The organism is Thermomonospora echinospora (genome assembly GCF_900108175.1).
In the GTDB taxonomy this organism is placed as follows: domain Bacteria; phylum Actinomycetota; class Actinomycetes; order Streptosporangiales; family Streptosporangiaceae; genus Thermomonospora; species Thermomonospora echinospora.
This window is the reverse complement of the sequence record NZ_FNVO01000004.1, coordinates 364796-384954: the sequence shown is the minus strand read 5'-3', so window position 1 is coordinate 384954 and position 20159 is coordinate 364796. Positions and strand designations below refer to the sequence as shown.

22 protein-coding genes, 2 tRNA genes and 1 pseudogene are annotated in these 20159 nt (G+C 69.2%); 6 read left to right on the top strand and 19 right to left on the bottom strand.

All coding sequences use genetic code 11. From position 1 onward, the window contains the following. Nucleotides 1-31 precede the first annotated feature (31 nt). The 9 genes from C4U03_RS12055 to C4U03_RS12015 form a co-directional block, all read right to left on the bottom strand. A complete protein-coding gene (locus tag C4U03_RS12055) occupies nt 32-733 on the bottom strand; it encodes a GntR family transcriptional regulator (protein WP_146087349.1) in 702 nt (233 codons plus the stop codon). A 175-nt stretch (nt 734-908) separates the two neighbouring features. Further along, nucleotides 909-2117 (bottom strand): UDP-N-acetylmuramate dehydrogenase, encoded by a 1209-nt coding sequence (locus C4U03_RS12050; RefSeq protein ID WP_103937798.1) that lies wholly within the window; start codon nt 2115-2117, stop codon nt 909-911. Nucleotides 2118-2228: 111 nt separating this feature from the next. Further along, nucleotides 2229-2654 carry a MaoC family dehydratase gene (locus tag C4U03_RS12045; RefSeq protein ID WP_103937797.1) on the bottom strand — a complete coding sequence of 142 codons (426 nt, stop codon included), beginning with the start codon at nt 2652-2654 and terminating at the stop codon, nt 2229-2231. Then, nucleotides 2654-3091: a MaoC family dehydratase N-terminal domain-containing protein gene (locus C4U03_RS12040; protein WP_103937796.1), complete on the bottom strand. Its 438-nt coding sequence runs from the start codon at nt 3089-3091 to the stop codon at nt 2654-2656. The genes C4U03_RS12045 and C4U03_RS12040 overlap by 1 nt, the downstream gene beginning before the upstream one ends. 370 nt (nt 3092-3461) lie before the next feature. Beyond that, nucleotides 3462-3626 carry a 50S ribosomal protein L33 gene (gene rpmG, locus C4U03_RS12035; protein WP_089324515.1) on the bottom strand — a complete coding sequence of 55 codons (165 nt, stop codon included), beginning with the start codon at nt 3624-3626 and terminating at the stop codon, nt 3462-3464. 75 nt (nt 3627-3701) lie between these two features. Continuing rightward, nucleotides 3702-3775: transfer RNA gene (locus C4U03_RS12030), tRNA-Met, on the bottom strand. 368 nt (nt 3776-4143) lie between these two features. Beyond that, nucleotides 4144-5526, bottom strand: a complete 1383-nt coding sequence (locus C4U03_RS12025) for a threonine/serine exporter family protein (RefSeq protein WP_103937795.1) — start codon at nt 5524-5526, stop codon at nt 4144-4146. Nucleotides 5527-5668: 142 nt separating this feature from the next. Next, nucleotides 5669-5744 (bottom strand) — tRNA-Thr (locus C4U03_RS12020). A 57-nt stretch (nt 5745-5801) separates the two neighbouring features. Next, nucleotides 5802-6932, bottom strand: coding sequence for an acyl-CoA dehydrogenase family protein (locus C4U03_RS12015; protein ID WP_235017791.1), 1131 nt, complete (start codon nt 6930-6932; stop codon nt 5802-5804). A gap of 299 nt (nt 6933-7231) precedes the next feature. Between C4U03_RS12015 and C4U03_RS12010 the strand changes: the two genes are divergently transcribed. From C4U03_RS12010 to C4U03_RS11995, 3 genes are all read left to right on the top strand, one after another. Beyond that, nucleotides 7232-7561 carry a hypothetical protein gene (locus C4U03_RS12010; RefSeq protein ID WP_103937793.1) on the top strand — a complete coding sequence of 110 codons (330 nt, stop codon included), beginning with the start codon at nt 7232-7234 and terminating at the stop codon, nt 7559-7561. A 206-nt stretch (nt 7562-7767) separates the two neighbouring features. Further along, nucleotides 7768-8040 (top strand): hypothetical protein, encoded by a 273-nt coding sequence (locus C4U03_RS12000; RefSeq protein ID WP_103937792.1) that lies wholly within the window; start codon nt 7768-7770, stop codon nt 8038-8040. 482 nt (nt 8041-8522) lie between these two features. After that, complete coding sequence (locus tag C4U03_RS11995; RefSeq protein ID WP_103937791.1) at nt 8523-9227, top strand: hypothetical protein; 705 nt, start codon at nt 8523-8525, stop codon at nt 9225-9227. A gap of 245 nt (nt 9228-9472) precedes the next feature. On the opposite strand, the gene C4U03_RS11990 is transcribed toward C4U03_RS11995, so the two are convergent. Beyond that, on the bottom strand, nt 9473-10519 hold the full coding sequence (locus C4U03_RS11990; protein WP_200827199.1) for a WD40 repeat domain-containing protein: 1047 nt from the start codon (nt 10517-10519) through the stop codon (nt 9473-9475). Between the two features lie 398 nt (nt 10520-10917). Beyond that, the gene (locus C4U03_RS11985; protein WP_103937789.1) at nt 10918-11385 is read right to left on the bottom strand and encodes a nitroreductase family deazaflavin-dependent oxidoreductase; all 468 of its coding nucleotides are present in this window, start codon (nt 11383-11385) and stop codon (nt 10918-10920) included. Between the two features lie 309 nt (nt 11386-11694). Between C4U03_RS11985 and C4U03_RS11975 the strand changes: the two are divergent. From C4U03_RS11975 to C4U03_RS11965, 3 genes and pseudogenes are all read left to right on the top strand, one after another. Then, nucleotides 11695-11952: pseudogene (locus tag C4U03_RS11975) on the top strand (FtsK/SpoIIIE domain-containing protein); the annotation flags it as partial. A 79-nt stretch (nt 11953-12031) separates the two neighbouring features. After that, nucleotides 12032-12307 (top strand): hypothetical protein, encoded by a 276-nt coding sequence (locus tag C4U03_RS11970; RefSeq protein ID WP_103937788.1) that lies wholly within the window; start codon nt 12032-12034, stop codon nt 12305-12307. Then, on the top strand, nt 12304-12663 hold the full coding sequence (locus tag C4U03_RS11965) for a hypothetical protein (protein WP_146087347.1): 360 nt from the start codon (nt 12304-12306) through the stop codon (nt 12661-12663). Before C4U03_RS11970 ends, C4U03_RS11965 begins: the two co-directional genes overlap by 4 nt. A 745-nt stretch (nt 12664-13408) precedes the next feature. On the opposite strand, the gene C4U03_RS11960 is transcribed toward C4U03_RS11965, so the two are convergent. The 8 genes from C4U03_RS11960 to C4U03_RS11925 all read right to left on the bottom strand — a co-directional run bounded on the left by C4U03_RS11960 (nt 13409) and on the right by C4U03_RS11925 (nt 20066). Continuing rightward, complete coding sequence (locus C4U03_RS11960; RefSeq protein ID WP_103937786.1) at nt 13409-13993, bottom strand: hypothetical protein; 585 nt, start codon at nt 13991-13993, stop codon at nt 13409-13411. Nucleotides 13994-14237: 244 nt separating this feature from the next. Then, complete coding sequence (locus tag C4U03_RS11955; RefSeq protein ID WP_103937785.1) at nt 14238-15401, bottom strand: tyrosine-type recombinase/integrase; 1164 nt, start codon at nt 15399-15401, stop codon at nt 14238-14240. Next, the gene (locus tag C4U03_RS11950; protein ID WP_200827198.1) at nt 15401-15658 is read right to left on the bottom strand and encodes an excisionase family DNA-binding protein; all 258 of its coding nucleotides are present in this window, start codon (nt 15656-15658) and stop codon (nt 15401-15403) included. Before C4U03_RS11950 ends, C4U03_RS11955 begins: the two co-directional genes overlap by 1 nt. Continuing rightward, on the bottom strand, nt 15655-17052 hold the full coding sequence (locus C4U03_RS11945) for a replication initiator (protein WP_327372617.1): 1398 nt from the start codon (nt 17050-17052) through the stop codon (nt 15655-15657). Before C4U03_RS11945 ends, C4U03_RS11950 begins: the two co-directional genes overlap by 4 nt. A gap of 95 nt (nt 17053-17147) precedes the next feature. Continuing rightward, entirely contained in the window at nt 17148-17438 is a 291-nt protein-coding gene (locus C4U03_RS11940) for a hypothetical protein (protein WP_103937784.1), read from the bottom strand. Further along, the gene (locus tag C4U03_RS11935; protein ID WP_103937998.1) at nt 17435-18196 is read right to left on the bottom strand and encodes a DUF2637 domain-containing protein; all 762 of its coding nucleotides are present in this window, start codon (nt 18194-18196) and stop codon (nt 17435-17437) included. Before C4U03_RS11935 ends, C4U03_RS11940 begins: the two co-directional genes overlap by 4 nt. 183 nt (nt 18197-18379) lie before the next feature. Then, nucleotides 18380-19723 carry an FtsK/SpoIIIE domain-containing protein gene (locus tag C4U03_RS11930; protein WP_103937783.1) on the bottom strand — a complete coding sequence of 448 codons (1344 nt, stop codon included), beginning with the start codon at nt 19721-19723 and terminating at the stop codon, nt 18380-18382. Between the two features lies 1 nt (nt 19724). Further along, nucleotides 19725-20066: an SCO3933 family regulatory protein gene (locus C4U03_RS11925; RefSeq protein ID WP_103937782.1), complete on the bottom strand. Its 342-nt coding sequence runs from the start codon at nt 20064-20066 to the stop codon at nt 19725-19727. Between the last annotated feature and the right edge of the window lie 93 nt (nt 20067-20159).

Genomic DNA, 20159 nt, shown 5'->3' with positions numbered 1-20159 from the left:
CCGGCTTCGTGCGGTCTGGTGGGTGGGTGGCTCAGGGGGCCTGGTGGTAGCCGTCCGGAGTGTCGTTCCACAGGCCCTGGCGTTCGAGGTGGGCGATGAGGAGCTCGCCGGCGCGGACGATGTGGGTGCGCATGGCGGTGCGGGCCTCGTCGGGGTCGGCCTTGCGTAGGGCGGCCAGTACGCGCTCGTGGTCGTCCAGGGCGGTGCGGGGCCAGTCGGGCAGCCGCCCGTACAGGCCGCGCGGGACATAGCGGGCCACCGAGCCCAGCGACCAGGCGAGCTTGGCCGAGCAGGCGGCCAGGTTGATGCAGCGGTGGAAGCCGTGGTTGTGCTCCTCCACCAGGTCGATCCGGCCGGACCGGACGGCCTGTCCCATGGCGTGCTGGATGGCGCTCAGCTCCCGGAGCGTGCCGGTGGTCATGGTGGCGGCCGACCGGGCGGTCAGTTCGGCGGCGATGTCGGCCTGCACCCAGAACAGGTCCTTGACGTCCTGGCGCGACAGCGGGGCCACCACGAAGCCGCGGCGGGGCTCCAGTTGGACGAAGCCCTGGCTGCGCAGCGACTGCAGGGCCTCGCGCACGGGGGTGACGCTGATGCCGAACTCGGCGGCCAGCCGTTCCAGCCGCAGGTACTCCCCCGGGCGCACCCGGCCGTCCATGATCTGTTCTCGGAGCCTGGCGGCGACCTCGTCGCTGAGCTGCGGTCGGATCCCGATGGCTCGCTGCGATATCACCACGTCATCCCGCCCCACCGGGGCCCTCCCGCGGCGGGGGTACCGCGGTGCGAAGGACCCCCGCCTTCATGATGCGCCGCGAAACCCGCATCTGGAACGCATCGGTCCCGCCGACCCCGATGCCTCGGCGAGCCGGGGATCGTTCACCCGGAAGGCGGCCGAGGACGGTGGTCGCTCACAGCCGCACCCCGATCATGACGGGCTCGTTGACCAGCTCGACGCCGAACGCCTCGCGCACCCCGTCCCGGACCTGACGGGCCAGGGCCAGCAGGTCGGCGGTCCGGCCGGCGCCGTCGGGGTTGGTGAGCGCCAGGGTGTGCTTGGTGGAGATCCGGACCGGGCCGAGGGCGTGGCCCTTGGTGAAACCGGCCCTGTCGATCAGCCAGGCGGCCGAGGTCTTGGCGCGCCCGCCGGTCTCGGGGTAGCGGGGGAACGCCGCGTCCGGTCCGAGCCGGTCCGCCACGCGGCGTTCGAGCTCGGCGAGCTGCGCGGCGTCCAGGACGGGGTTGGTGAAGAACGAGCCGGCGCTGCGGGTGTCGGGGTCGGCCGGATCCAGCACCATGCCCTTGCCGCGGCGCAGCTCCAGGACGGCCTTGCGCGCGTCGTGCAGTGGGACCCGTTCCCCGGTCCGGACGTCGAGGGTGCGGGCCAGCTCGGCGTACGCGACGGGCCGGGACTCCTCGGTCTCCTCCAGCGCGAACGTCACGTCCAGGACGACGTAGCGGTCCGAGCCCTTGAAGACGCTGCTGCGGTAGGTGAAGCCGCAGGCGGCGTGGTCGAGCGTGACGATCTCGCGGGCCCTGCGGTCGTAGGCGCGGACCCCGACGACGGTCTCGGCGACGTCCTGCCCGTAGGCGCCGACGTTCTGGATGGGGGTGGCGCCGACCAGGCCGGGGATGCCGGACAGGCACTCGACCCCGGCCAGGCCCTCGGTCACGCAGCGGGCCACGAACGGCTCCCACTCCTCGCCGGCCTGGGCGGTGACCAGCACCTTGCCCGGGTGCCGCGGGTCGGTCCGCCGGGTGACGCCCCGGCCGGCGACGTGCACGACGGTGCCGTCGAACCCCTCGTCGGCCACCACCAGGTTGCTGCCGCCGCCGAGGACCAGCACGTTCTCGCCGTCCTCGTCGGCCCGGCGGACGGCGGCGACCAGCTCGTCCTCGGTGGCCGCCTCGACGAACCGGCGCGCCGGGCCGCCGAGCCGCAGCGTGGTGTAGGCGGCCAGGTTCACGTGTTCGCAGAGCACGGCCATGTTCACTGCCTCGCTTCGCTCGGCGGCTCGCGGGCCTGGCCTCGCGATGCCTTCGGGGACGCCTTCCGGACCCGGTGGTCTCCGTACCGGCCTCGCCGGGTCGCTGGGCACGGACGTGCCGAGCCTCAGCATAGAGAAGCCCTGGGCGGCGACCGTGCGTCGCCTCCCAGGGCGGCCGGGGCGCGGCGGGGTCGCCTGGCCCGGCGCTTCGGGGGGCTGGGGGCGCCCCGGGGGGAAAGCGGGTCAGGCGAGGCGGACGACCGCCTTGGCGCGGGTGAGGACCTTCTGCCCGTTGCAGCGGGCGGTCAGCGCCACGACGACCTTGTTGTCGTCGAGCTTGTCCTCGACCGTGCCGCTGATCTCCAGGGTGGCGCCGCCCTCATCGGGCACCACCACCGGGGAGGAGAACCGTACGCCGTAGTCGACGACGGCGCCGGGGTCGCCGACCCAGTCGGTCACGAAGCGGCCGCCCTGGGCCATCGTGAACATGCCGTGCGCGATCACGTCCGGCAGGCCGACGGACTTGGCGAAGCTCTCCCGCCAGTGGATCGGGTTGAAGTCGCCGGAGGCCCCGGCGTACATGACCAGGTTGGCCCGATCGACGGGGTAGGTCCTGGCGGGGATCTCGGTGCCGACCTCGACGTCGTCGTACTTCACACCGGCGGTCATCAGGCCCCCCGTTCCACGATCGTGTTGTAGGCGGTGCAGACCGGCTCGCCCTCGGCGGTCTTGATCTCGGTGCGCAGTTCGAGCTTCTCGTTGTTGCCGATCGACCTGATCTCGGTGATGGTCGTCTCGCACACCAGCACGTCGCCGGCGCGGACCGGGCGGACATACTCGAAACGCTGCTCGCCGTGGACGACCATGGCGTAGTTCAGGCCCAGCTCCGGGTCGGCCATCGCACTGCCGCCCAGCGAGATCACGATGGGGAAGGTGGGCGGCGCGACGACGTCGGGATGTCCGGCGGCCTTGGCGGCCTCCCGGTCACGGTAGATCGGGTTCGGGTCGCCGATGGCGTCCGCGAACTCCCGGATCTTGACCCGGCTCACCTCGTACGGCTCAGTGGGCGGGAAGCTCCGCCCGATGAAATCCCGGTTCAGTGGCATACGTCCGTCCTTCCAGGGTCGGGAGCCCTGTGCCCGCCTGATTCCTGCTCGGGTGACCGTAACAGAACAACGTTCAGCCCGCCCTCATCGGTCTCAGAGGGCGGGCTGGGCGTTCGGACGGGCGCTGCGCCGGTCGGCGGACCATGCGGCGGGAGCCTGCACGGACCGGGAAGGGTCGCAGACGACGCTCGGTGGCTCTTGTGGTGGGACCGGCCTGTTCGCCGGGCCTGTGGCCGACGCCTCAGATGCTCGGCCGGTCCGCGGTGGCACCGGCCCACTGGTCGGACTCGTGGGCGGTGCCGCAGATGCCCGGCGGGGTCGTGATGGGTACGGCCCGTTCACCGAACCCGCGGGCGACGCTTGGAGATGCTCAGCGGGTCTCGCGGTGCGGGCGGTGGCACCGGCAGTTGGGGCAGTACTTCTTCAGCTCCAGACGGTCCGGGTCGTTACGCCGGTTCTTCCGCGTGATGTAGTTGCGGTGCTTGCACTCCTGGCAGGCCAGCGTGATCTTCGGCCTAACGTCGGTGGCAGCCACGAGGGAGTGCCTTTCTGACGAGGGACATGGACATGCGCACCCCAACAGCCCGCCGGTGACGGGAGTTGGGGATAGTAGCGAGGGCCGGACTTGAACCGGCGACACAGCGATTATGAGCCGCTTGCTCTGCCTGACTGAGCTACCCCGCCGAGATGGTCGGTGTGGACCGGTGAGCAAGGATACCGGACCGGGACCGGACCTTGGAAACACACGGGACCTGCCCGGCTCTACGGAGCCGGCGACCCGGATTTCCTCGGCCCCTCGTCGGGGCCCGGGATCCGCCGCCGCCAGGGATATGGCGGGGAGCTGATCAGGGGCTCCGCTAAAGGACCTGCATAGAGATTACCAGAGCTGTGGAGGAACTCCGACGGCGAGCGACGGCGGCCGTTGCGGGACGAGCTCATCGCGACCTCATCGCGAGGGCGCCGGTCGGCCCGGTGGCGAGGTCAGCAGCCGCGGGCGCGGTGGGACGGCGGTGTCCGTAGCCGCGGGTGCGGTGAGTGGCGGGACGGCGGGGTCAGTAGCCGCGGGTGCGGCGGGCGGCGGGGCGGGCCCAGCGACCGGAGGCGCTGAGGCCGATGCGCCGGAAGGCCCGGACCAGTTCCCCGCCGAGGTTGACCCCCGCCGCCAGGGCGAGCGCCACCGACAGCGCGCCGATCAGGCTCAGCAGCCCGTGCCGCGGCGCTCCGGTGTTGAGCTCGACCATCCCCTGGAACAGCAGGCCGCCGGGCAGCAGCGGGCCGATGATCGGCACCACGTAGGGCAGCACGGGCACCCGGCGGTGCACCGCCAGCGCGTTCGCCAGCAGGCCCAGCACGGTCGCGGCGACGGCCGAGGCGACCACCGGCGGCACGCCCTGCCCCCGCAGCAGGACGAACAGCGTCCAGATCAGGGCGCCGCCGAGCGAGACGGCGAGCAGCACGTCGCGCCGGGCCGCCAGGGAGATCGCGAACGCCGCCGAGACTCCGGCCGCCGCCAGCACCGTCACCGGTTCCAGCGTCAGCGGGGCGCTCGGCAGTCGGCTCACGTCGATCGGGAAGTGCAGCCGCACCGCCGTGTACACCACCAGCCCGACCCCGGCGACGATCGCCGCGATCATGAAGAAGACCTCCAGCAGCCGGGCGCCCGCGCTGACCAGGTCGCCGGTGATGCCGTCCTGGATGCTGGCCACCAGCGGCCGGCCCGGCAGCAGGGCCAGGATCGCCCCGGTCACCACCGCCGAGGCCCGCGCGGGGGTGCCCACCCACACCACCAGCGCGGCCGCCGCCGTCGCGATGGCGGCGGCGATCGCCAACTGGTAGAACTCGGCGACCCCGCGCCGGGCCAGCACGGCCGCGGCCCGGTCCCCGAGCACGGTGGCGCCGAACGCGGTCGCGGCCGCCACCGGCCCGCCGCCGCTCAGCACACTGGCCGAGGCGGCGATCAGGCCGAGCGCCGCCACCAGCGCCCAGCGCGGGTACGGCGCCCGGGCCCACTTGATCTCCGCCAGCCGCTGGTGCGCCTGCGCGGGCTCCAGCATGCCGATCGAGGCGTCCTGGACGAGGGCGTGCAGCGCGGGGAGCCGCCAGTACGCCGGCGTGCGCCGCCGGATGGCCCGGGAGCCGGTGACCGGTGGGAAGCCGTGGCCGGGATGCACCGACACCAGCAGGCCGGTGAAGCTGACCTGGACCTCGCACCGGGGCAGCTCATAGGCGACGGCCAGGCCGTACATGGCCTCGGTCACCCGTTCGGTGGACTCGCCGCTGGTCAGCAGCAACTCCCCGACTCTCAGCACCACGTCGAGCGCCTCGGCGGAAACGGCCGCCCCGGGCTCGGTGTCCTCCTCGGGCGGGACGTCGGGGGCCGCTCCCTGTGTCCAGGTCCGCCAGGTCCGTTGCAGCCGCCAGGCGATCTTTCCCACTCCCTGCCGTGACCTCCCGTTTCGTCCCTTCCGTACGGAAGGCTACGACCGGGCACCTTGTGACGATCACCGGGGGGCGCGGGCTACGACGAAGGCCGCCTCCCGGCTTGCGGGAGACGGCCTGCGAAGTGAAGGTCCTGCGTGGAGCCCCTTTACGGAATCGAACCGTAGACCTTCTCCTTACCATGGAGACGCTCTGCCGACTGAGCTAAAGGGGCTTGCGTCGAGCGCGCAGTGAAACCATACACGCCCCACGCACCGGATACGAAATCGAATCAGCCCAACAGCCGCCGGGCGATCACGAGCTGCTGGATCTGGCTGGTTCCCTCATAGATGCGGAACACCCGGGCGTCCCGGTAGAACCGCTCGACGGCGACCCCACGCATGTAGCCCATCCCCCCGAAGACCTGCACCGCCCGGTCGGCGACCCGGCCGAGCATCTCCGAACAGAAGTACTTGGCGCAGGATGGGCCGAGCTTGGTGTCCTCCCCGGCGTCGTAGGCGCGGGCGGCCTCCAGCACCATCGCGCGCCCGGCGTACAGCTCGGTCTGGGAGTCGGCGATCAGCCCCTGGACGAGCTGGTACTCGCCGATCTTGTGGCCGCCCTGGACACGTTCCCGGGCATAGGCGACGGTCTCGTCCAGGATGCGCTGGGCGAAGCCCACGCAGACCGCCGCGATGCTCAGCCGGCCGTGCGCCAGCGAGGCCATGGCGGTGCGGAAGCCGGTCCCCTCGGGCCCGACCATCGCCGTGGACGGCACCCGGACGCCGTCGAAGAAGACCTCGGCGGTGTGCGCGCCGCGCTGGCCCATCTTGGCGTCCGTGGGGCCGATCCTCAGCCCGGGGGCGTCCTTGCCGACCATGAACGTGGAGATGCCGCGCGAGCCGGGCCCTCCGGTACGGGCGAAGACCATGAACACGTCGGCCTCGGGCGCGTTGGTGATGAACCGCTTGGCCCCGTCGATCACGTAGTGGCCGTCGCCGTCCCTGGTCGCCGTGGTGGTCAGTGTGCTGGGGTCCGAGCCGGCCTCCGCCTCGGTCAGCGCGAACGCGCCGATCACCTCGCCGGCGGCCAGCCTGGGCAGCCAGTGCGCCTTCTGTTCCTCGGTGCCGGCGTTGACGATCACCTGTCCGGCAATGCCGTTGCTGGTGCCGAACATGGAGCGGAACGCGGGGCTGGCGTAGCCGAGCTCGAACATCAGCCGCACCTCCTCGCTCAGCGACAGGCCCAGCCCGCCGTACTCCTCCGGCAGCGCGTAACCGAACAGCCCCATCTCCCGCGCGGTCTGCCGCACCGCCTCGGGGATCGCGTCGGTCTCCTCGATCTCCTCCTCCCGAGGAATCACCTGCTCACGGACAAAGCTGCGCGCCGCGTCGAGCACATCGGCGAAGTCCTGTGCATCCATGAGACCCATTCTAGAACGCCATTCCAGGATGGCGGCACCCCCTGCGAAGGGATGATCCCCATCCGCCCAGGGCACCGGCTGTTCACCCGGCGCCAGGTCACTTCTCCCCTGGCCTGGTGGCCGTACGACCTGCGTCACGTGAGGTCGCAACGTCCGGGGCGGCCGGGCGCGTCTCTTACGTTGAACCGAGCATGCGTACGGACAGGGCGTGGACAGCGGGAGGCGAGATGGGCGGGCATGGCGCCTCGGCGGATTCGGCGGATACCGATCGCGGCGGTCGTGCAAAGAGCGGCCTTCGGGTGCCCGGTCTGGTCAACCTCGCCCTGGGAGTGCCCGCGATGCTTCCGCTCTACCTGGCGTGGTGGCTGTGGACCGAGTACCTGCCGATGGATTGCAGGAGCCCCGCGGACGTGACCAAACCCGGGTTGACCAACTGTTACTACCCAACTCTCGATCACGCGCCTGTCGTCATGTTCCTCCTGGTCGTTACCGGAGTGCCGCTGCTGGCACTGGTGCTCGTCGTGGACGTGCTCCTGCCACTGCGGCGCGAGGGACGGCGGCTCGGGACCTGGCTCGGCATGGCCACGCTGATCCCCGTCCCGTTCCTGATCTGCCTCGGCCTGACCTGACCCCGCGCTCCGGTGACGAGCGGGCGGAGTCCCACGTCAGGCCGGGTCGGCGGCGATCGGTTCTCTGTGGTGGGTACCGACCCGAACACCCATGAGCCGGCACGGACCGAACTGCTGAGGCCCTTCCACCGGCACGATGAGACAGCCTAGGTTCTACCGGTGTAGCACCCGGGGATTCCGATCTGACAGCAGTGAAGGAGCTGCCTATGTGGCGAGCCTGGTTGTTCGTCTTCCTCCTGGCGGCCTGCCTGGTGGGCATCATGCTCGGGATGTTGGCCCAGCTCACCGGCTCGGCAACCTTGAAGCGGACGGCGGAGGTCCTGGTCCTCATCAGTGCCGCGGCCTTTCTGCCCCTCCTGGTGGAGCATGCTCTGGAAAAGCCTTTGATGTGGGCGGTCGTCGTCTTGGACGCCGGGATGGTGGTCGGCGGAGTAATCGCGTTCACGCGGGAGCTCTCGACACGGCGGACACCCACCTGAGCCGAGAAGACAGGAGTACGGGTGCCGACGGCCACCGGACCGGCCGATCCCGGATGGGACGACGAGGATTTCCCGGCGGTGGCTCCCGGCCTCCTGGCACGCCCGGACCCTGACTTGTACTCCGCGCCGATCAGGTCATATCGACAAGCTCACGGTTCGCCGTCCAACTGTCGCAAAGCTGTGGCACCACCGCGGCAAGAACGGCATGATCTCCAGCCATGAGCGGAGGCCATGGGCGATCGCCCAAAGCAGCCTGCCGGGGTAAGCCGCACAGCACGTGGAAAAGCAGCATGGCCTGCCTGGTATGCACTGCCAGGAATCAAGACGGCTGCCGGCTCTGATCCGGCAAGTGCTTCCATCGCCCTGGCCGAACCAGGGATTGCGATTCAGGCAATGCGGCACATCACTTGACGCAAGCCGTCACAGCATGTGAACGGGATACTCGCCGGCGCCTGTCGATCTCGACCTGGAAGGACACCTGAATGCCCCCCAAGCTCGTCTCCCGCCGAGTATCGCCGAGCAACATCTCGCTTCTCGACGCGGTGGCCGGCGTCGAACCCGGAGCGGTCAGCCTGCACGCCATGGATCTCGACGCGGCCGGATACGAGTGCATGGCACGCTTTCTCACCGAGCGCGGGGAGTTGCTCCGCATCCTGAAGATACGTCCCGGCTCGCGCTTCTACGAGTACGGTGACCTGCAAGGCGTCGACTTCGCGACCCACTGTCCGAACCTCAAGACGCTGGACGTCAAGCGGGTCACCTTCAACGGCTCGGTGTTCGCCCACCCCGTCCTGAAGGACCTACGGCTGCAGGAGTCGAAGTATGTCGGCGACCCTCGGATCACCGTCGGCGAGGCGCAGCGGCTGAGGAAGCTCGAATTCGACGACTGCCACGTCAAGGCGGACACCCTGGCAGTCGCCCCTGAATCCCAGCTCAAGATCTTCCAGTACTTCCTTGACGAGGACTACGCGGAGGCATGTCCGAACCACTTCGAAATCCTTGGGACGCGGCTGGAGGAGATCACCATCAACGCCTGCTGGGCTTACACCGTGACCACCAACCGGGCGTCCCAACGCCGCAATAAGTACCGGACATTCCGCGCCGGGCGGTACGGCAGCGTGACCCACATCTACTACCTGGGCAGCGGGGAAAAGCTCGTTTCGCACTACGAGTCACAGGACGGCTGAGCGCGACGGGAAGTTCGACGTCAGCGTTTCCTACGACCCGTCCTAAAAAGTGGCGATCCAGGCCGAGCGCTCAGGGTGACAGACCGGCAGGGTCGCGTTGCCGAGCCTGGAGTTCGAGCCTCCCGAGTACGCCCCTGTGGTGCTGGAGTCGCAACGGCGCATCGAGGCGGGGCAGTGTCCTCCGGCTCGTTGCCGCCCTCGGAGACTCGGTGTGTCCGGGAGTTCGCCATGGGGCCGTATTCGTGTCAGAGCCTGCGTATCAGGATTCGCCCGGAGTCGCCTCCCGAGGCGACCAGCGTGCCGTCGGCGGAGATCCTGACTCTTTCGGTACGGCCGGTCAGGCCGGTCTCGGGCCAGGACTGCCTGAACGCGGGATCGATCTCGCGGGTGGCCGTATCGACGACATCGGTGCATGCCCGTCGTCCGATGGCCAACGTCGTACCGTCGGGTGAATAGTCCCAGCCGTAGCAGAGCGCCCAGCGGTCCGGCTGGACGGGGTCGGAGAAGTGCCAGGCCAGCGTGGTCGTGTCGAGAGAGTAGGCCCCCGGCCCGCCGTCGTACCACGGGCAGGCCAGCACGAGGGTCTCGGTGGGGTCGAAGCCGACCTTGTTCACCGGTTGGCCGACCGGGATCGGAATCCGCTGGCGGACAGTGCCTTTCTCCAGGTCCCAGACCTCGATCTCAGTGACCATCGGGTCGGAGTCGTCGTACTGCCTGCCCTTGCTCCGGCTCAGCGCGAGCAGCCGCCCAGACGGCGACAGCGCCCCGTCCCAGCACTCGAACAGCGTTGCTTCGGCATGTGTCTCGAACACGGTGTTCCACTCTCGATCGAGTACACGGACGCGGTCGCCATGGTCGAAGACGAGCAACCGGGTGTGGTCGCGGTTCCACGCCGGTCGCATGCGGAACGGATTGAACTGGGCGTCCTTGTACTGCTGGTAGGCAGCGAGGACCTGGTGCCGGCCGCTTGCCGGATCCAGCAGACGGGTCTCGCCGTTGAGCGCGTAGATGATCCGCTCGCCGTCGGCGTCAAAGAGCACCCTGTGCAGGAACGTCTGGCCCTTTCCCGGCGGTTCGGCGTGCACCAGCCGGCGGCGGCCGGTCGCAACGTCCACCAAGTGGATCTCAGCCCCGTACGCCTCTTTCAGCATCGTCCCCACCACGAGGGTGCGACCGTCCGGTGACAGGTCGAATGCATCGGCGGGACAGCGGTTCGGCACCAGAAACTCCAGCACCACATCGCCGCGCGCCGCATCAGCGGCATCGGCGACACGGCAGAAGCCTTCGCGCATCTTCTTGTCCCGGAGGCTTCCGAAGACCTGATGGGCTTGGTGATCGTAGTCGACGTCCAGTTCCTTGACGGTCTCGCGGGGGCTCCTCCCCGTGCTCCACGCCGTACGGATCAGCCGTCGGCCATCGAGCCTGATGCGGTAGAACCTCGGCCGCACGGGATCCGGGAACGTCAAGGTCGTCTCGATTATGGTCATGGGAGGGGAACCTATCCCCGAAGACCGACACCCCGACGGCCGATGACATACGCCTGCGTACAGCCGGGTGGTACGTGGCGCAGGGAACGGTGCAGCAGACTCTGCCGCGCGGGCGAGTGCTCCGGACCACATGCGAACGGCCCCCGGCCAGATCGTCCTTGGTCAGGGGCCGTTCGAGAAAGGTCCGGCCAGCCCGAAGGCATTCACCGCAAGGTGAGTCGGATCACCGGGTATTCGCGGTCGGATTTGCTCTGGTACTTCGCGATGCGGGGCTGGGCGGCGGTGATGCGCTGCCATGCCCGCTCACGGTCGGCGCCGTCGAGGACGTGCGGCGTCACCGGTACGGCGTCGCGGCCGGGCAGTTCGATCGACGCCTGGTCGGAGTGCCCCATCAGGTTGACGTACCAGTCCGGGTGCAGGCTCCCCCCACCCGAGGCGACGATCAGCCAGGCGCCCTCACCGTCGTCGAACCACGCCACGGGCGTCTGCCGCGGCTGCCCGCTCCGGTGACCCACCGTGTGCAGGATCAGCACGTCCATGCCCATGAAGCTGCCGCGGCCACGCCGGATCTTGCGGTTCACACGGGCGTTCGCCTTCTGCTGCATCCACCGCGAGAACGCTCCAGGCGTACCGGGCTTGCGCTTACCCGCCTGCTGGTTCTGTGTCGTCATCGGCTACCTCCAGTCAGTCTCACCATCCCTCAGCACCGATGGCCGACAGGATCGACCATGATCCAGCGGGAGCCCGCGTGGATGGTGTTGTCCATGGCAGTCACGCTAGGCGTGGCTCGGTGGCCGGCGCTTCTCGATTCCTGACCGGTCTGGTCACCTGTGCCACCACGGACGACGGCAACCCCATCCCGGCCGGTGGCGCTCCACACATGGGCACCTCATAAGACGTGAGTGGTGCCTTCTGATCCGTAGCCACCGGCCGATACCTGCCCGAGCGTTCCTGCCCCCTGGGTCCCTGGCCGAGCCGTGCGCGCCCCGCTCACCGAGGTGGCGGTGACGCCGGAGACCGGGGAGCTGCTGCCCGTGCGTCCGGGCAGGCTGGAGAACGGGTCCGATTGGGTGATCGACTTTCGCACCGTGCCGCACTGGCTGAACGCCGGGGCCACGCAGTCCGGCAAGTCCAACATGGCCAACGCGATCCTCAAGGTGCTGGCCCCGCAACCGGTGGCCTTGGTGGGCTTCGGTCTGAAAGGCGGGGCGGAGTTCACCCCCTACGCGCCCCGCCTGGTCAGGGGCCTTTCGATGTGGTGTGGCGGGTCCAGGATTCGAACCTGGGCAGGCTAAGCCGACGGATTTACAGTGCGCCATGGCTGACAGCGCCTCCCTGACCCTGATCTGCACCGAAGCCATCGGCTATCGGCCTGCGGCCGAGCATCATCTCGCGAATATCCGTGAGATACCTTGGTCGGTCGGCCGCATCTTTATCAGCTTTTTCCGCGTCAAGATGATCAGTGTCCATGGCGCTGATGACCTGCTGCTGACGCCTGTCGGCGTGCGCTGGCGTTCGCCGGTGTTGCCGTCAAGGCCGGTCGTCGTGCTGCGTGCGAGCACTACTTGCTGCGAGGGCAGGCGTCCGGGATGATGCTCTTTGAAGATCAAGGGGGTTCCGCCGTGTGGGCTGATCTGCAAATCGCGGTGATCGGCGTGATCGGGGCGGCAATGACCTTTGCGGGAGTGCAGGACCTGCTCAGATCGAGGCCCATACGGCCCAGCAGGCAGCTTGCGGATCACCTGATCGTAATCATCCTCGGGCTGTGGTTCTTGTTCTGTTTCACCTCGGTCGCCTTCTTCGGTCTTCGCTTTACGCCGGCATCCCCCCTGCAAGTCGCCATCATCGCGCTGGTGTGGATCGCGCGAAAGATATGGTCGCTCTGGAGAGAGAGGGCTCGGAGCACAGGCAGGTCCTTCCCCCTTGGCCGAGAGCCGGGAAAACTCTGATAACTGATCTCGCGCGCAACGAGGCCCCTCCCCTGGTCTTCCTGTCTGCCGTCGCCCCACCCTTCGGGGAGCGGGCCGGGGCCAGGGCGTGAAGGTGAAGCGCCCTACTGGACGAACGACCTTCGCGCCCTGGCCCTGGTCTGCTCGGCTGCGCCTGGGACGGCGGTGGGCGGGAAGACCGGGCTTCCGCCCTCACCACCGGCCACCGGTGCCCGTGCGGTTTGGGCTTCCCGGAGCCGGAGTGCCCCCGCCGGAGGGTTGTTTTTGGGGCAAGGGTGGACGGTTGCCGGGTCCTGGTGGAGGCTGAGTGCGTTGTCGGCTGCCGGAGGGGCGTTGTGCTCGCTGCGTTCGTAGGCCTCGTGATTGGCGGGCTGGTGGGAGCGCTGTGGGGGGCCAATACTGGTCCCGACAGTGCGATAGGCACTGGCCTGCTGGGGGGTTTTGCGGGGACGTGGGTCGGTTTGATTGTGGCATCGGTGCGTAACCGGTGGAGCCGTCGTGGACGTCGCGAAGAACACTGAGGCGGCGGCGCGTACCCCGTGACCGCCGGTACAGCGGTGCGCGATGCGCGGCCAGCCGGACCGGTGACCGGCGCCCACGCCGCACGCGCCGGACGGCCCGCGCGAGACCGTCAGACCTCGATCAGAGCCGGACTCGGCGATGCGGACGATGCCGCGGCCCTCTTCCCGGAGCAGCCACCGATCGTTCGGGGCCGTTCCACAGACCGACGGCATCGCTTCACCGCTCAGTACAGGGGCGTGCAGAGGCACTTGACGTCCGAACGCTCGCGCTTCGACTTGACCATCCAGTACTCCCCAGGGCGGATGATGGCGCTCGCGTAGTCCGATCCCATCCCGCTGCAGACCGTGGTGGGCGGGTCCTCATCACCAGCAAGAATCGAGACTTCCGTCGGTTTCCCGTACGTGAAGTAGGCGGCCACGTAGAGCAGGGTCTCGGCCCTGTACACCTTGTTGAACACCACCTTGCTCCGGGCAGGCGGCTCGATGCCGCCCTCCAGCCGCGACACCAGAGCCCGCAGCGCCCGCTCCGCCTCCTCGTGCCGGTGTTCGACGTCCCTGGTGACCTGTCGGAGCCGCTCCGCGTCGGCCACCAGCCCCTTCAGGTCGGCCCGCACCTCCTCGGCCACCGAAGCGAGCAGGAACTCCACCCGGTCCACAGGCTCCCCCCGCAGCCGGGCCTCCAGGTCATCGAGCTTCCGCTCGATCCGCGCCGCATCCCCGGACACGGCGTCGACCCGCTCCGCCAGCCGTTCCTCCAACTCCGCCAGCCGCGCCTCCACCTGCGCCAGCTCGTCCCGCCGACCGAACATGGCAGCCCCCTCTCCTCGGCTGGAGGCCATGCTGGCATCACGGATCACCCAACACCCGCAACAACCACAACATGTCGAACAGATCGCCCCGCAGACCACATGCGAACGGCCCCTGACCAGGGATGACCTGGTCAGGGGCCGTTCGATGTGGTGTGGCGGGTCCAGGATTCGAACCTGGGTAGGCTAAGCCGACGGATTTACAGATCTACGCCCGGTTCCCGATCTTGGACGGTTCCGCCGCAGGTCAGGCCGGTACCGGAACGCCCGGAGGATCGTCGTCGTCCTCGTCGTGCCCCGTACGTGCCCTAGGCGCCTTGTCACCGTCCCGCAGAGCCTCTAGGCCCCGAGCCACGTCGGTGTCTCTGCCCTCCAGCCTACGCGCGTAGTGCCGGGTCGTGATGGTCGTGTTGGAGTGCCCGAGACGGCGCCCGGCCGCCAGGACGCCCCAGCGGTCTGCCACCCATGAGGCATGAGAAGCCCGCAGGTCGTGAGGCTTGACGCTGTCCAGTCCCGCCTTATCGGCGGCCGGGTCGAACTTCCACGTCCGCCATGCGTTGTAGTGGAGCGGGTTGCCCCGCCGGTTCACGAACAGCAGGGCGTTCGGTGACTGGTCTTCCATCTCGTCCAGGTGAGCACGAAGACGGCGCACCAGGAACGCGGGGATCTCCACGTCTCGCACCTGGTGATCCTTCGGAGTGCCGAACGAGGTCTTCCCCGAGATCTCGACCAGCGTCTCTGTGACGCGGATGCACGCCGCTTCGAGGTCGATGCTCCTGCGCCGGAGCGCGAACGCCTCACCGATGCGCAGGCCCGTGTAAGCCATGATCTCGATGAGGAGATCGTGCGGGGGCACCGCGGCCTTGACGAGGGCGGCGACCTGGTCCTGAGTGAGGATGACCGGATCACGCACCACCACGCGCGGGAGCTTGGTCCCCACGCACGGCGAGACTCGGATGAGTTCGTTGTTCACCGCCGTCTCCATCATGAGGGCGAGCACGACGTGAGCCTGTCGGATGCGGGAGGCACTCAAGCCCCGGCCGCTCATGTCCGCGATCCACTCACTCACCGCCATCGGCCGGATGGACGTGAGCGCCGACTCCCCGAAGCGCGGCTTGACCTGGGTCTTGAACAGCGAGAGGTAGGAGGCGTACGTCTTGGGCTTGAGGCTTGGGCGGACGGATTCCAGCCACCGGGTGCCCCACTCTCCCAGCGTGATCTTTCCAGCGTCCGGGTTGATCCACTCTCCCCGTTCGATCTCCGCTGCTTTCAGCGTGAGCCAGCGGTTCGCCTCTCGCTTGGTCGTGAACGTCTGCGGAGCGGTACGCCGCTTCCCGTCAGGGTCCCGGTAGCGGGCTTGCCAGCGTCCGGAGGGCAACTGCCTCACGCTTCCGAAGTCCCGCTTCGCCATTACGCAGCCCTCCAGTTGTCAGAGACGGTCATGGGTTCGACCAGCCCGGCATTGACGAACTCGCGAAGTGCGGATTCGGGGATGCGGATGTGTCCGCGCTTGCCCGGCTCACCGAGGCGGACGAAGCGGATGCGCCGTTCCTCGATGAGCCGTCGAGGGAACCGTTCGCTGGTGTTCAGGTACTCGGCCGCTTCCGCGACGGTCAGCAGCCGCTCACTCAGGTCGATTGAGAATGTTTGAGCTTCTGCCCTGCTCATGCAGCCGTTCTCCTGTCTGTCGATGCCGGAGGCGGGAGTGGTTTGCCGGTGAGTGCGGCGGTGACGAGGGCTTCGCCGCGCGTGAGCCCTTGACTGTGGAAGCGCCATTCACCGATGGCGGTGATCAGTTCGGGGCCCTGGTCGTCGGGCGGCTGCCAGCCGGGGAACTGTGCACGCACGTAGGCGATCCGAGCCGCGCGAAGCGCGCCAAGGGTGGTGGAGTACCGGCGGGACTTGGTCGAGAAGTGACCCCGGAACCCGAGCATGTGAGCCCACTGGACGAGCCGAAGCTCTGCGAACTGCTCCAGGGCGCCCAGGCGCAGGCACTCGCGGATGAGTCGCCGGGCATGAGGCGTGATCGGCAGCTTGTCCAGGTCGTCAGTGGGACGAAGCCGCCGGTCCAGGGTCCCGACGCACTCAGCCGCCTTGGTGGCGTACTTGGCCACGTAGCCGGCCACGGCTTCCTGTGTGAGTGCGCCCGAGGAGGTGATGCGCCGCACATCTACCTGAGCACCCCAGGTGAGGGAGCGGGCGGGGATGCCCGGAGCCGCCGGAGTGGTCACCGACACGGCCGCCGCAGCGTGCCGGACCGCGTCGTCCAGGAGCTGGACGTCCGCCCAGCCGGGCGGGGGCGTGGACGGCCCAGCGGGACCGTCGAAGCGGATGACCGCGTGAAAGTGGACGACGCCGCGCCGCTGGTACTCGGCCACCTTGGCGAAGGAGACCGCGAGGGTTTCGCGCAGTTCCTTCTGTGTGAGCCCCGCGCACTTGGCCAGGTACCGGCGCAGCGCCAGCGTGAAGCGCCGCCACAGCTCAGGAGCGAGCGCGTTGAACAGCACCGACCCCGCGTAGTCGTAGCAGTCGGGGCACAGCGGTTCACCGAGCTTGGGGTCATCCCGGTCGTGTCGAGCCCCGCAGGAGGCCACCACGCCATGCGGGCACGGCTTGGCGTCGCGGCGAGGGTGGCAACGCTCGACCCGGCCGCCGGAGCGTTCCCGCCGCGCGTGGACGGGTCCGAACGAGGGCGCGGTGAGCGTGACGAACGCGGCCGGGTGCGCCGTGACGGTCTCGGGAACCCCCTTGCCACCCGCTAGGCCCGCGCGGATGAGCTGGTAGGTATCGGCCCGATAGACCTCAGCGCAGGCAGGGCATCGGGTGGCCCGCCGGGTTTTGCAGGCAACCGGAAGCGCCCCGTCCGGTTCTGTGTCGGTGGAGTAGTGGTGCAGGACTTCACCGGTTCCGGTGTGGACGTGATCCACGGTCCCGGTGAGAAAGATCGGCTGAGCACAGCCGCCCGTGGCACGGGCGCGAGCGGCCCACCGGGCGAAGTCCGGCCGGTCAAGGATCTTGGCCATCAGCCGGGCGTCCTGCGGCGTGATGACAGGGTGAGGCACGATGGAGGGGTCTCCTTACCGTTGAGGCGGTTGGGGACGGCCCCCGACGTGGCGCGGAACTTGGTGGTTGTGTGGCCACGCCGGGGGCGTTCAGGTCATTGGCAGTGCCCGAGGCCCGCGCAGTGCGGGCAGGTGTCCCCGTAGGCGTCCAGGCCCGTCCCGCCGCAGTTGCAGCACCGCCACAACTCGCCGAGTGGGGCGAGCGGACGGGGGAAGACGACCGCCGCCCCAGACGCCGGCTCCTGTGCCGTGACTTCCTTCGCCCCGCAGGACGAGCACGAGGGACCACCCCGCAGGCCCAGCAACTTCACCCAGGTCAGTCCGCCGCTGGTGACTTGGCAGACCCGGCACCGCAGCCGCCAGGCGGTCAGTTCGTCGACCGTCATCGGGACACCTCCGCATGAAGGCCCTTGGAGTCCGCGCGTACCTGGCGCAACAGGTCCGAGGCGAGTTGGTTCGACACACCCAGCCGAGCCCGGAGGGCATCGCGGGTGATCGGGCACCCGTGCTTGTCCTCATGCTCGGCAGCGACGCGCCGGGCGAAGTCGAGCAGCGGAGCAGCCGGACCCGGCACCGCGTCCGCCGGGCGAGGCGCCGGATCAGCCGTAGTGACGGAAATCTCGGTCTGCTCGCCCTGGCCCGCCGGGAGTTGCGGACGCGGTTCGTCCTCGACCGCCGGAACCGAGGACGGCTCAGCCGGACGGCCGAAAGACGGCGGGACGGGAAGCGGGTCCGGGGACGGGACGGCGGACGGCTCAGGACGAGGAGCGGATGCGCGGCGCTCCAGCATGGAGACGGCGACCAGGAAGGCAACGGCCGGAGTACCGGCCGCCAGCCAGCCCCAGACGGACGGCTCAGCCTGTGCCAGGTTCGCGGCGAGGCTCAGCAGGATGCCCCCGACTAGGACGAGCGTCGGCCACGACAGCCGCGCCGTCTGCCGCCCGGTGCGCTTGTCCCGCTGCCGCTCGCGGGCCGCCATGACACAGGTGAGGTCGATGCACACGGCCACGGCCCAGGCCATCCAGCCGCCTTGACCGTGTTCGGCGGCAGTGTCGCGGATGTGCGTGAACGACCCGGCCGCCGCGATGCCAGCCAGGATGAGGACCGGTCCCGAGTCGGCCACGGCAGCGCCGACGCGGCGCATCATGACGCACCGCCGAAGGCCGGGACGGACGAGGACGACGCCCAGGACGAGCGAGGACGAACCGGGACGGCCCCAGGACGAGAGAGCCGCGGGGACATGGCACCTCCAGGACGGGTTTCGGGCATGGGACGGGTAGGGACGCGGCGTGATCAGGGCTCACACCGGGCCGGAGGAGACGGAGGGTTACGCGGCGTCGAGGAACGGGTGACGGCCGACGAGGTCATCCCAGGAGGGAGCGAGGTCCGCGAACTGACGCGCGGCGTGTTCGGCTTCTTCTTCCGTGACGAGCACGGCACGGGCGCGATGCCAGGTGCCGCCCTGTCCTGCCACCACTGCGACGCCGGGAGTGTCCGCAGGGATGGACCGGGCGACTTCCAAGGCCGCCGGGTCGAGATCGCCCAGCGCCATGTTCGCGGTTTCCGGGTCGTTGACCCGGTGGCAGACACGGCCGGTGAGCTGGGCACGCAAGGCGGTGACGCCGGGGCCCAGGTCAGAGCCGACGCGCTGACCGCACACCAGCAGGAACACGCCGAACGCCCGGCCAAGCTGGGCGATACGCAGCAGTGCCGTGCCGGTCTTGGCGATCAGTTCCTTCTCGGACTTGTCCGCCATCAGGAACAGCTCTGCGACCTCGTCCACCAGGACGACGATCGGCATCGGGCGAGCCGACTCCGGAAGTCTCCAGATGTTGCGCGCACCGTGCGCGCGGCACGTGGCCATCCTGTCTTCGACTTCGGCGACGAGCTTCTCCAGCAGGTCCACCGATTCCTTACGAGTGGTGGCCAGCGCGGAGAGCCGAGGAGCATAGGGCGTGAACTCCACCCCGCCCTTGAGGTCGAAGCCGATGATGGCGACCCGCTGAGGAGCCAGTGCCCGGATCACGGCGTTGGCAAGGTTGGACTTGCCCGACTGCGTCGCGCCGACGATCAGCCAGTGCGGCACCGTCCGGAAGTCCATCACCCAGGGCTCGCCGTTCTCCAGCACGCCCGGACGGACCACGAGCAGCTCCCCAGCGCCGCCGGTCACGGTGACGAGGGCGAGCGGGTCACGGCGAGTGGCCAGGAGGGTGATGCGGCCGGGCGCGTCCTCCAGGACGCGGACGCCATGCACCCGCCAGGAATGCGCCAGCCGGTCAGAGACCTTGGCATAGTCGTCTGGCACTTGGCCGTCCAGGAGCTTGACCCGCAGCCGCCAACCGTAGGGCGTGGGCTTCATCAGGCCCAGACGCGGGGCATGGTCGACCTCGACCCGCCGGACGCGCCGCTTCTGCTCGACCACCGTCGCAGCCGACCGGGCCGCCGGCCCTACGACCGGGATCGCGTCCAGGGTCACCCGCCAAGCACGCTTAGTCCGGGTGAGCTTGCAGCCCGACGCGACGGAGCGCCAGGTGAGATAGACCCGGACGACCCGGACCGGGAAGGCGACGCCATACCAGAACGACAGCGGGTGGGATCGATGCCAGGCCCAGAGCCCGGCCGCCGCAGCGGCCAGGGCCCCGAGCACCAGGTAGGCAGTGGGCACCTCCATGTCAGGCAGCCGCCGCGTTCTCGGCGCCGACCGGGACGACGCGCTCAGCGCGGAAGGAGACGCCCGACCGCCGCTCGCCGTTGATCGTCTGCTCCCAGAAGAAGCCGACCAGGCCGACCGGCGTCACAACCTGTCCGAGGGTGACCCCCGGATCGCCGGTCACCTGGACCGTGAGCAGGTCGACCCTCCCCTCCGCGTTGGAGCAGGACAAGCCGACCTGATAAACGGCGTCCCCGTTCTTGTCCATCTTGATCTCGCCGGTTTCCTGATTGACGAGCTTTGGGCGCGGCGGGGAGACGCACACGAAGGCCAGGTTCGTGGTGTCTATGGGCATGTTGCGCATGGCAGCCTCCAGGCTGGACAGGTTCGTACGTTCCTAGGTTACCTAGGAAAGCAGGAAAGCAAACCACTTGGCCAGAACTTTCCTAGAAACCCA

What these genes read in the sequence shown, in the direction of transcription:
- C4U03_RS12050 (WP_103937798.1), bottom strand. Translation starts at nt 2,117, where the DNA reads ATGCTGAGGCTCGGCACGTCCGTGCCCAGCGACCCGGCGAGGCCGGTA.
- C4U03_RS12045 (WP_103937797.1), bottom strand. Translation starts at nt 2,654, where the DNA reads ATGACCGCCGGTGTGAAGTACGACGACGTCGAGGTCGGCACCGAGATC.
- C4U03_RS12040 (WP_103937796.1), bottom strand. Translation starts at nt 3,091, where the DNA reads ATGCCACTGAACCGGGATTTCATCGGGCGGAGCTTCCCGCCCACTGAG.
- C4U03_RS12015 (WP_235017791.1), bottom strand. Translation starts at nt 6,932, where the DNA reads ATGGATGCACAGGACTTCGCCGATGTGCTCGACGCGGCGCGCAGCTTT.
- C4U03_RS12000 (WP_103937792.1), top strand. Translation starts at nt 7,768, where the DNA reads ATGTGGCGAGCCTGGTTGTTCGTCTTCCTCCTGGCGGCCTGCCTGGTG.
- C4U03_RS11995 (WP_103937791.1), top strand. Translation starts at nt 8,523, where the DNA reads ATGCCCCCCAAGCTCGTCTCCCGCCGAGTATCGCCGAGCAACATCTCG.
- C4U03_RS11990 (WP_200827199.1), bottom strand. Translation starts at nt 10,519, where the DNA reads ATGCGCGAAGGCTTCTGCCGTGTCGCCGATGCCGCTGATGCGGCGCGC.
- C4U03_RS11985 (WP_103937789.1), bottom strand. Translation starts at nt 11,385, where the DNA reads ATGACGACACAGAACCAGCAGGCGGGTAAGCGCAAGCCCGGTACGCCT.
- C4U03_RS11970 (WP_103937788.1), top strand. Translation starts at nt 12,032, where the DNA reads ATGGCTGACAGCGCCTCCCTGACCCTGATCTGCACCGAAGCCATCGGC.
- C4U03_RS11965 (WP_146087347.1), top strand. Translation starts at nt 12,304, where the DNA reads ATGATGCTCTTTGAAGATCAAGGGGGTTCCGCCGTGTGGGCTGATCTG.
- C4U03_RS11960 (WP_103937786.1), bottom strand. Translation starts at nt 13,993, where the DNA reads ATGTTCGGTCGGCGGGACGAGCTGGCGCAGGTGGAGGCGCGGCTGGCG.
- C4U03_RS11955 (WP_103937785.1), bottom strand. Translation starts at nt 15,401, where the DNA reads ATGGCGAAGCGGGACTTCGGAAGCGTGAGGCAGTTGCCCTCCGGACGC.
- C4U03_RS11950 (WP_200827198.1), bottom strand. Translation starts at nt 15,658, where the DNA reads ATGAGCAGGGCAGAAGCTCAAACATTCTCAATCGACCTGAGTGAGCGG.
- C4U03_RS11940 (WP_103937784.1), bottom strand. Translation starts at nt 17,438, where the DNA reads ATGACGGTCGACGAACTGACCGCCTGGCGGCTGCGGTGCCGGGTCTGC.
- C4U03_RS11935 (WP_103937998.1), bottom strand. Translation starts at nt 18,196, where the DNA reads ATGCGCCGCGTCGGCGCTGCCGTGGCCGACTCGGGACCGGTCCTCATC.
- C4U03_RS11930 (WP_103937783.1), bottom strand. Translation starts at nt 19,723, where the DNA reads ATGGAGGTGCCCACTGCCTACCTGGTGCTCGGGGCCCTGGCCGCTGCG.
- C4U03_RS11925 (WP_103937782.1), bottom strand. Translation starts at nt 20,066, where the DNA reads ATGCGCAACATGCCCATAGACACCACGAACCTGGCCTTCGTGTGCGTC.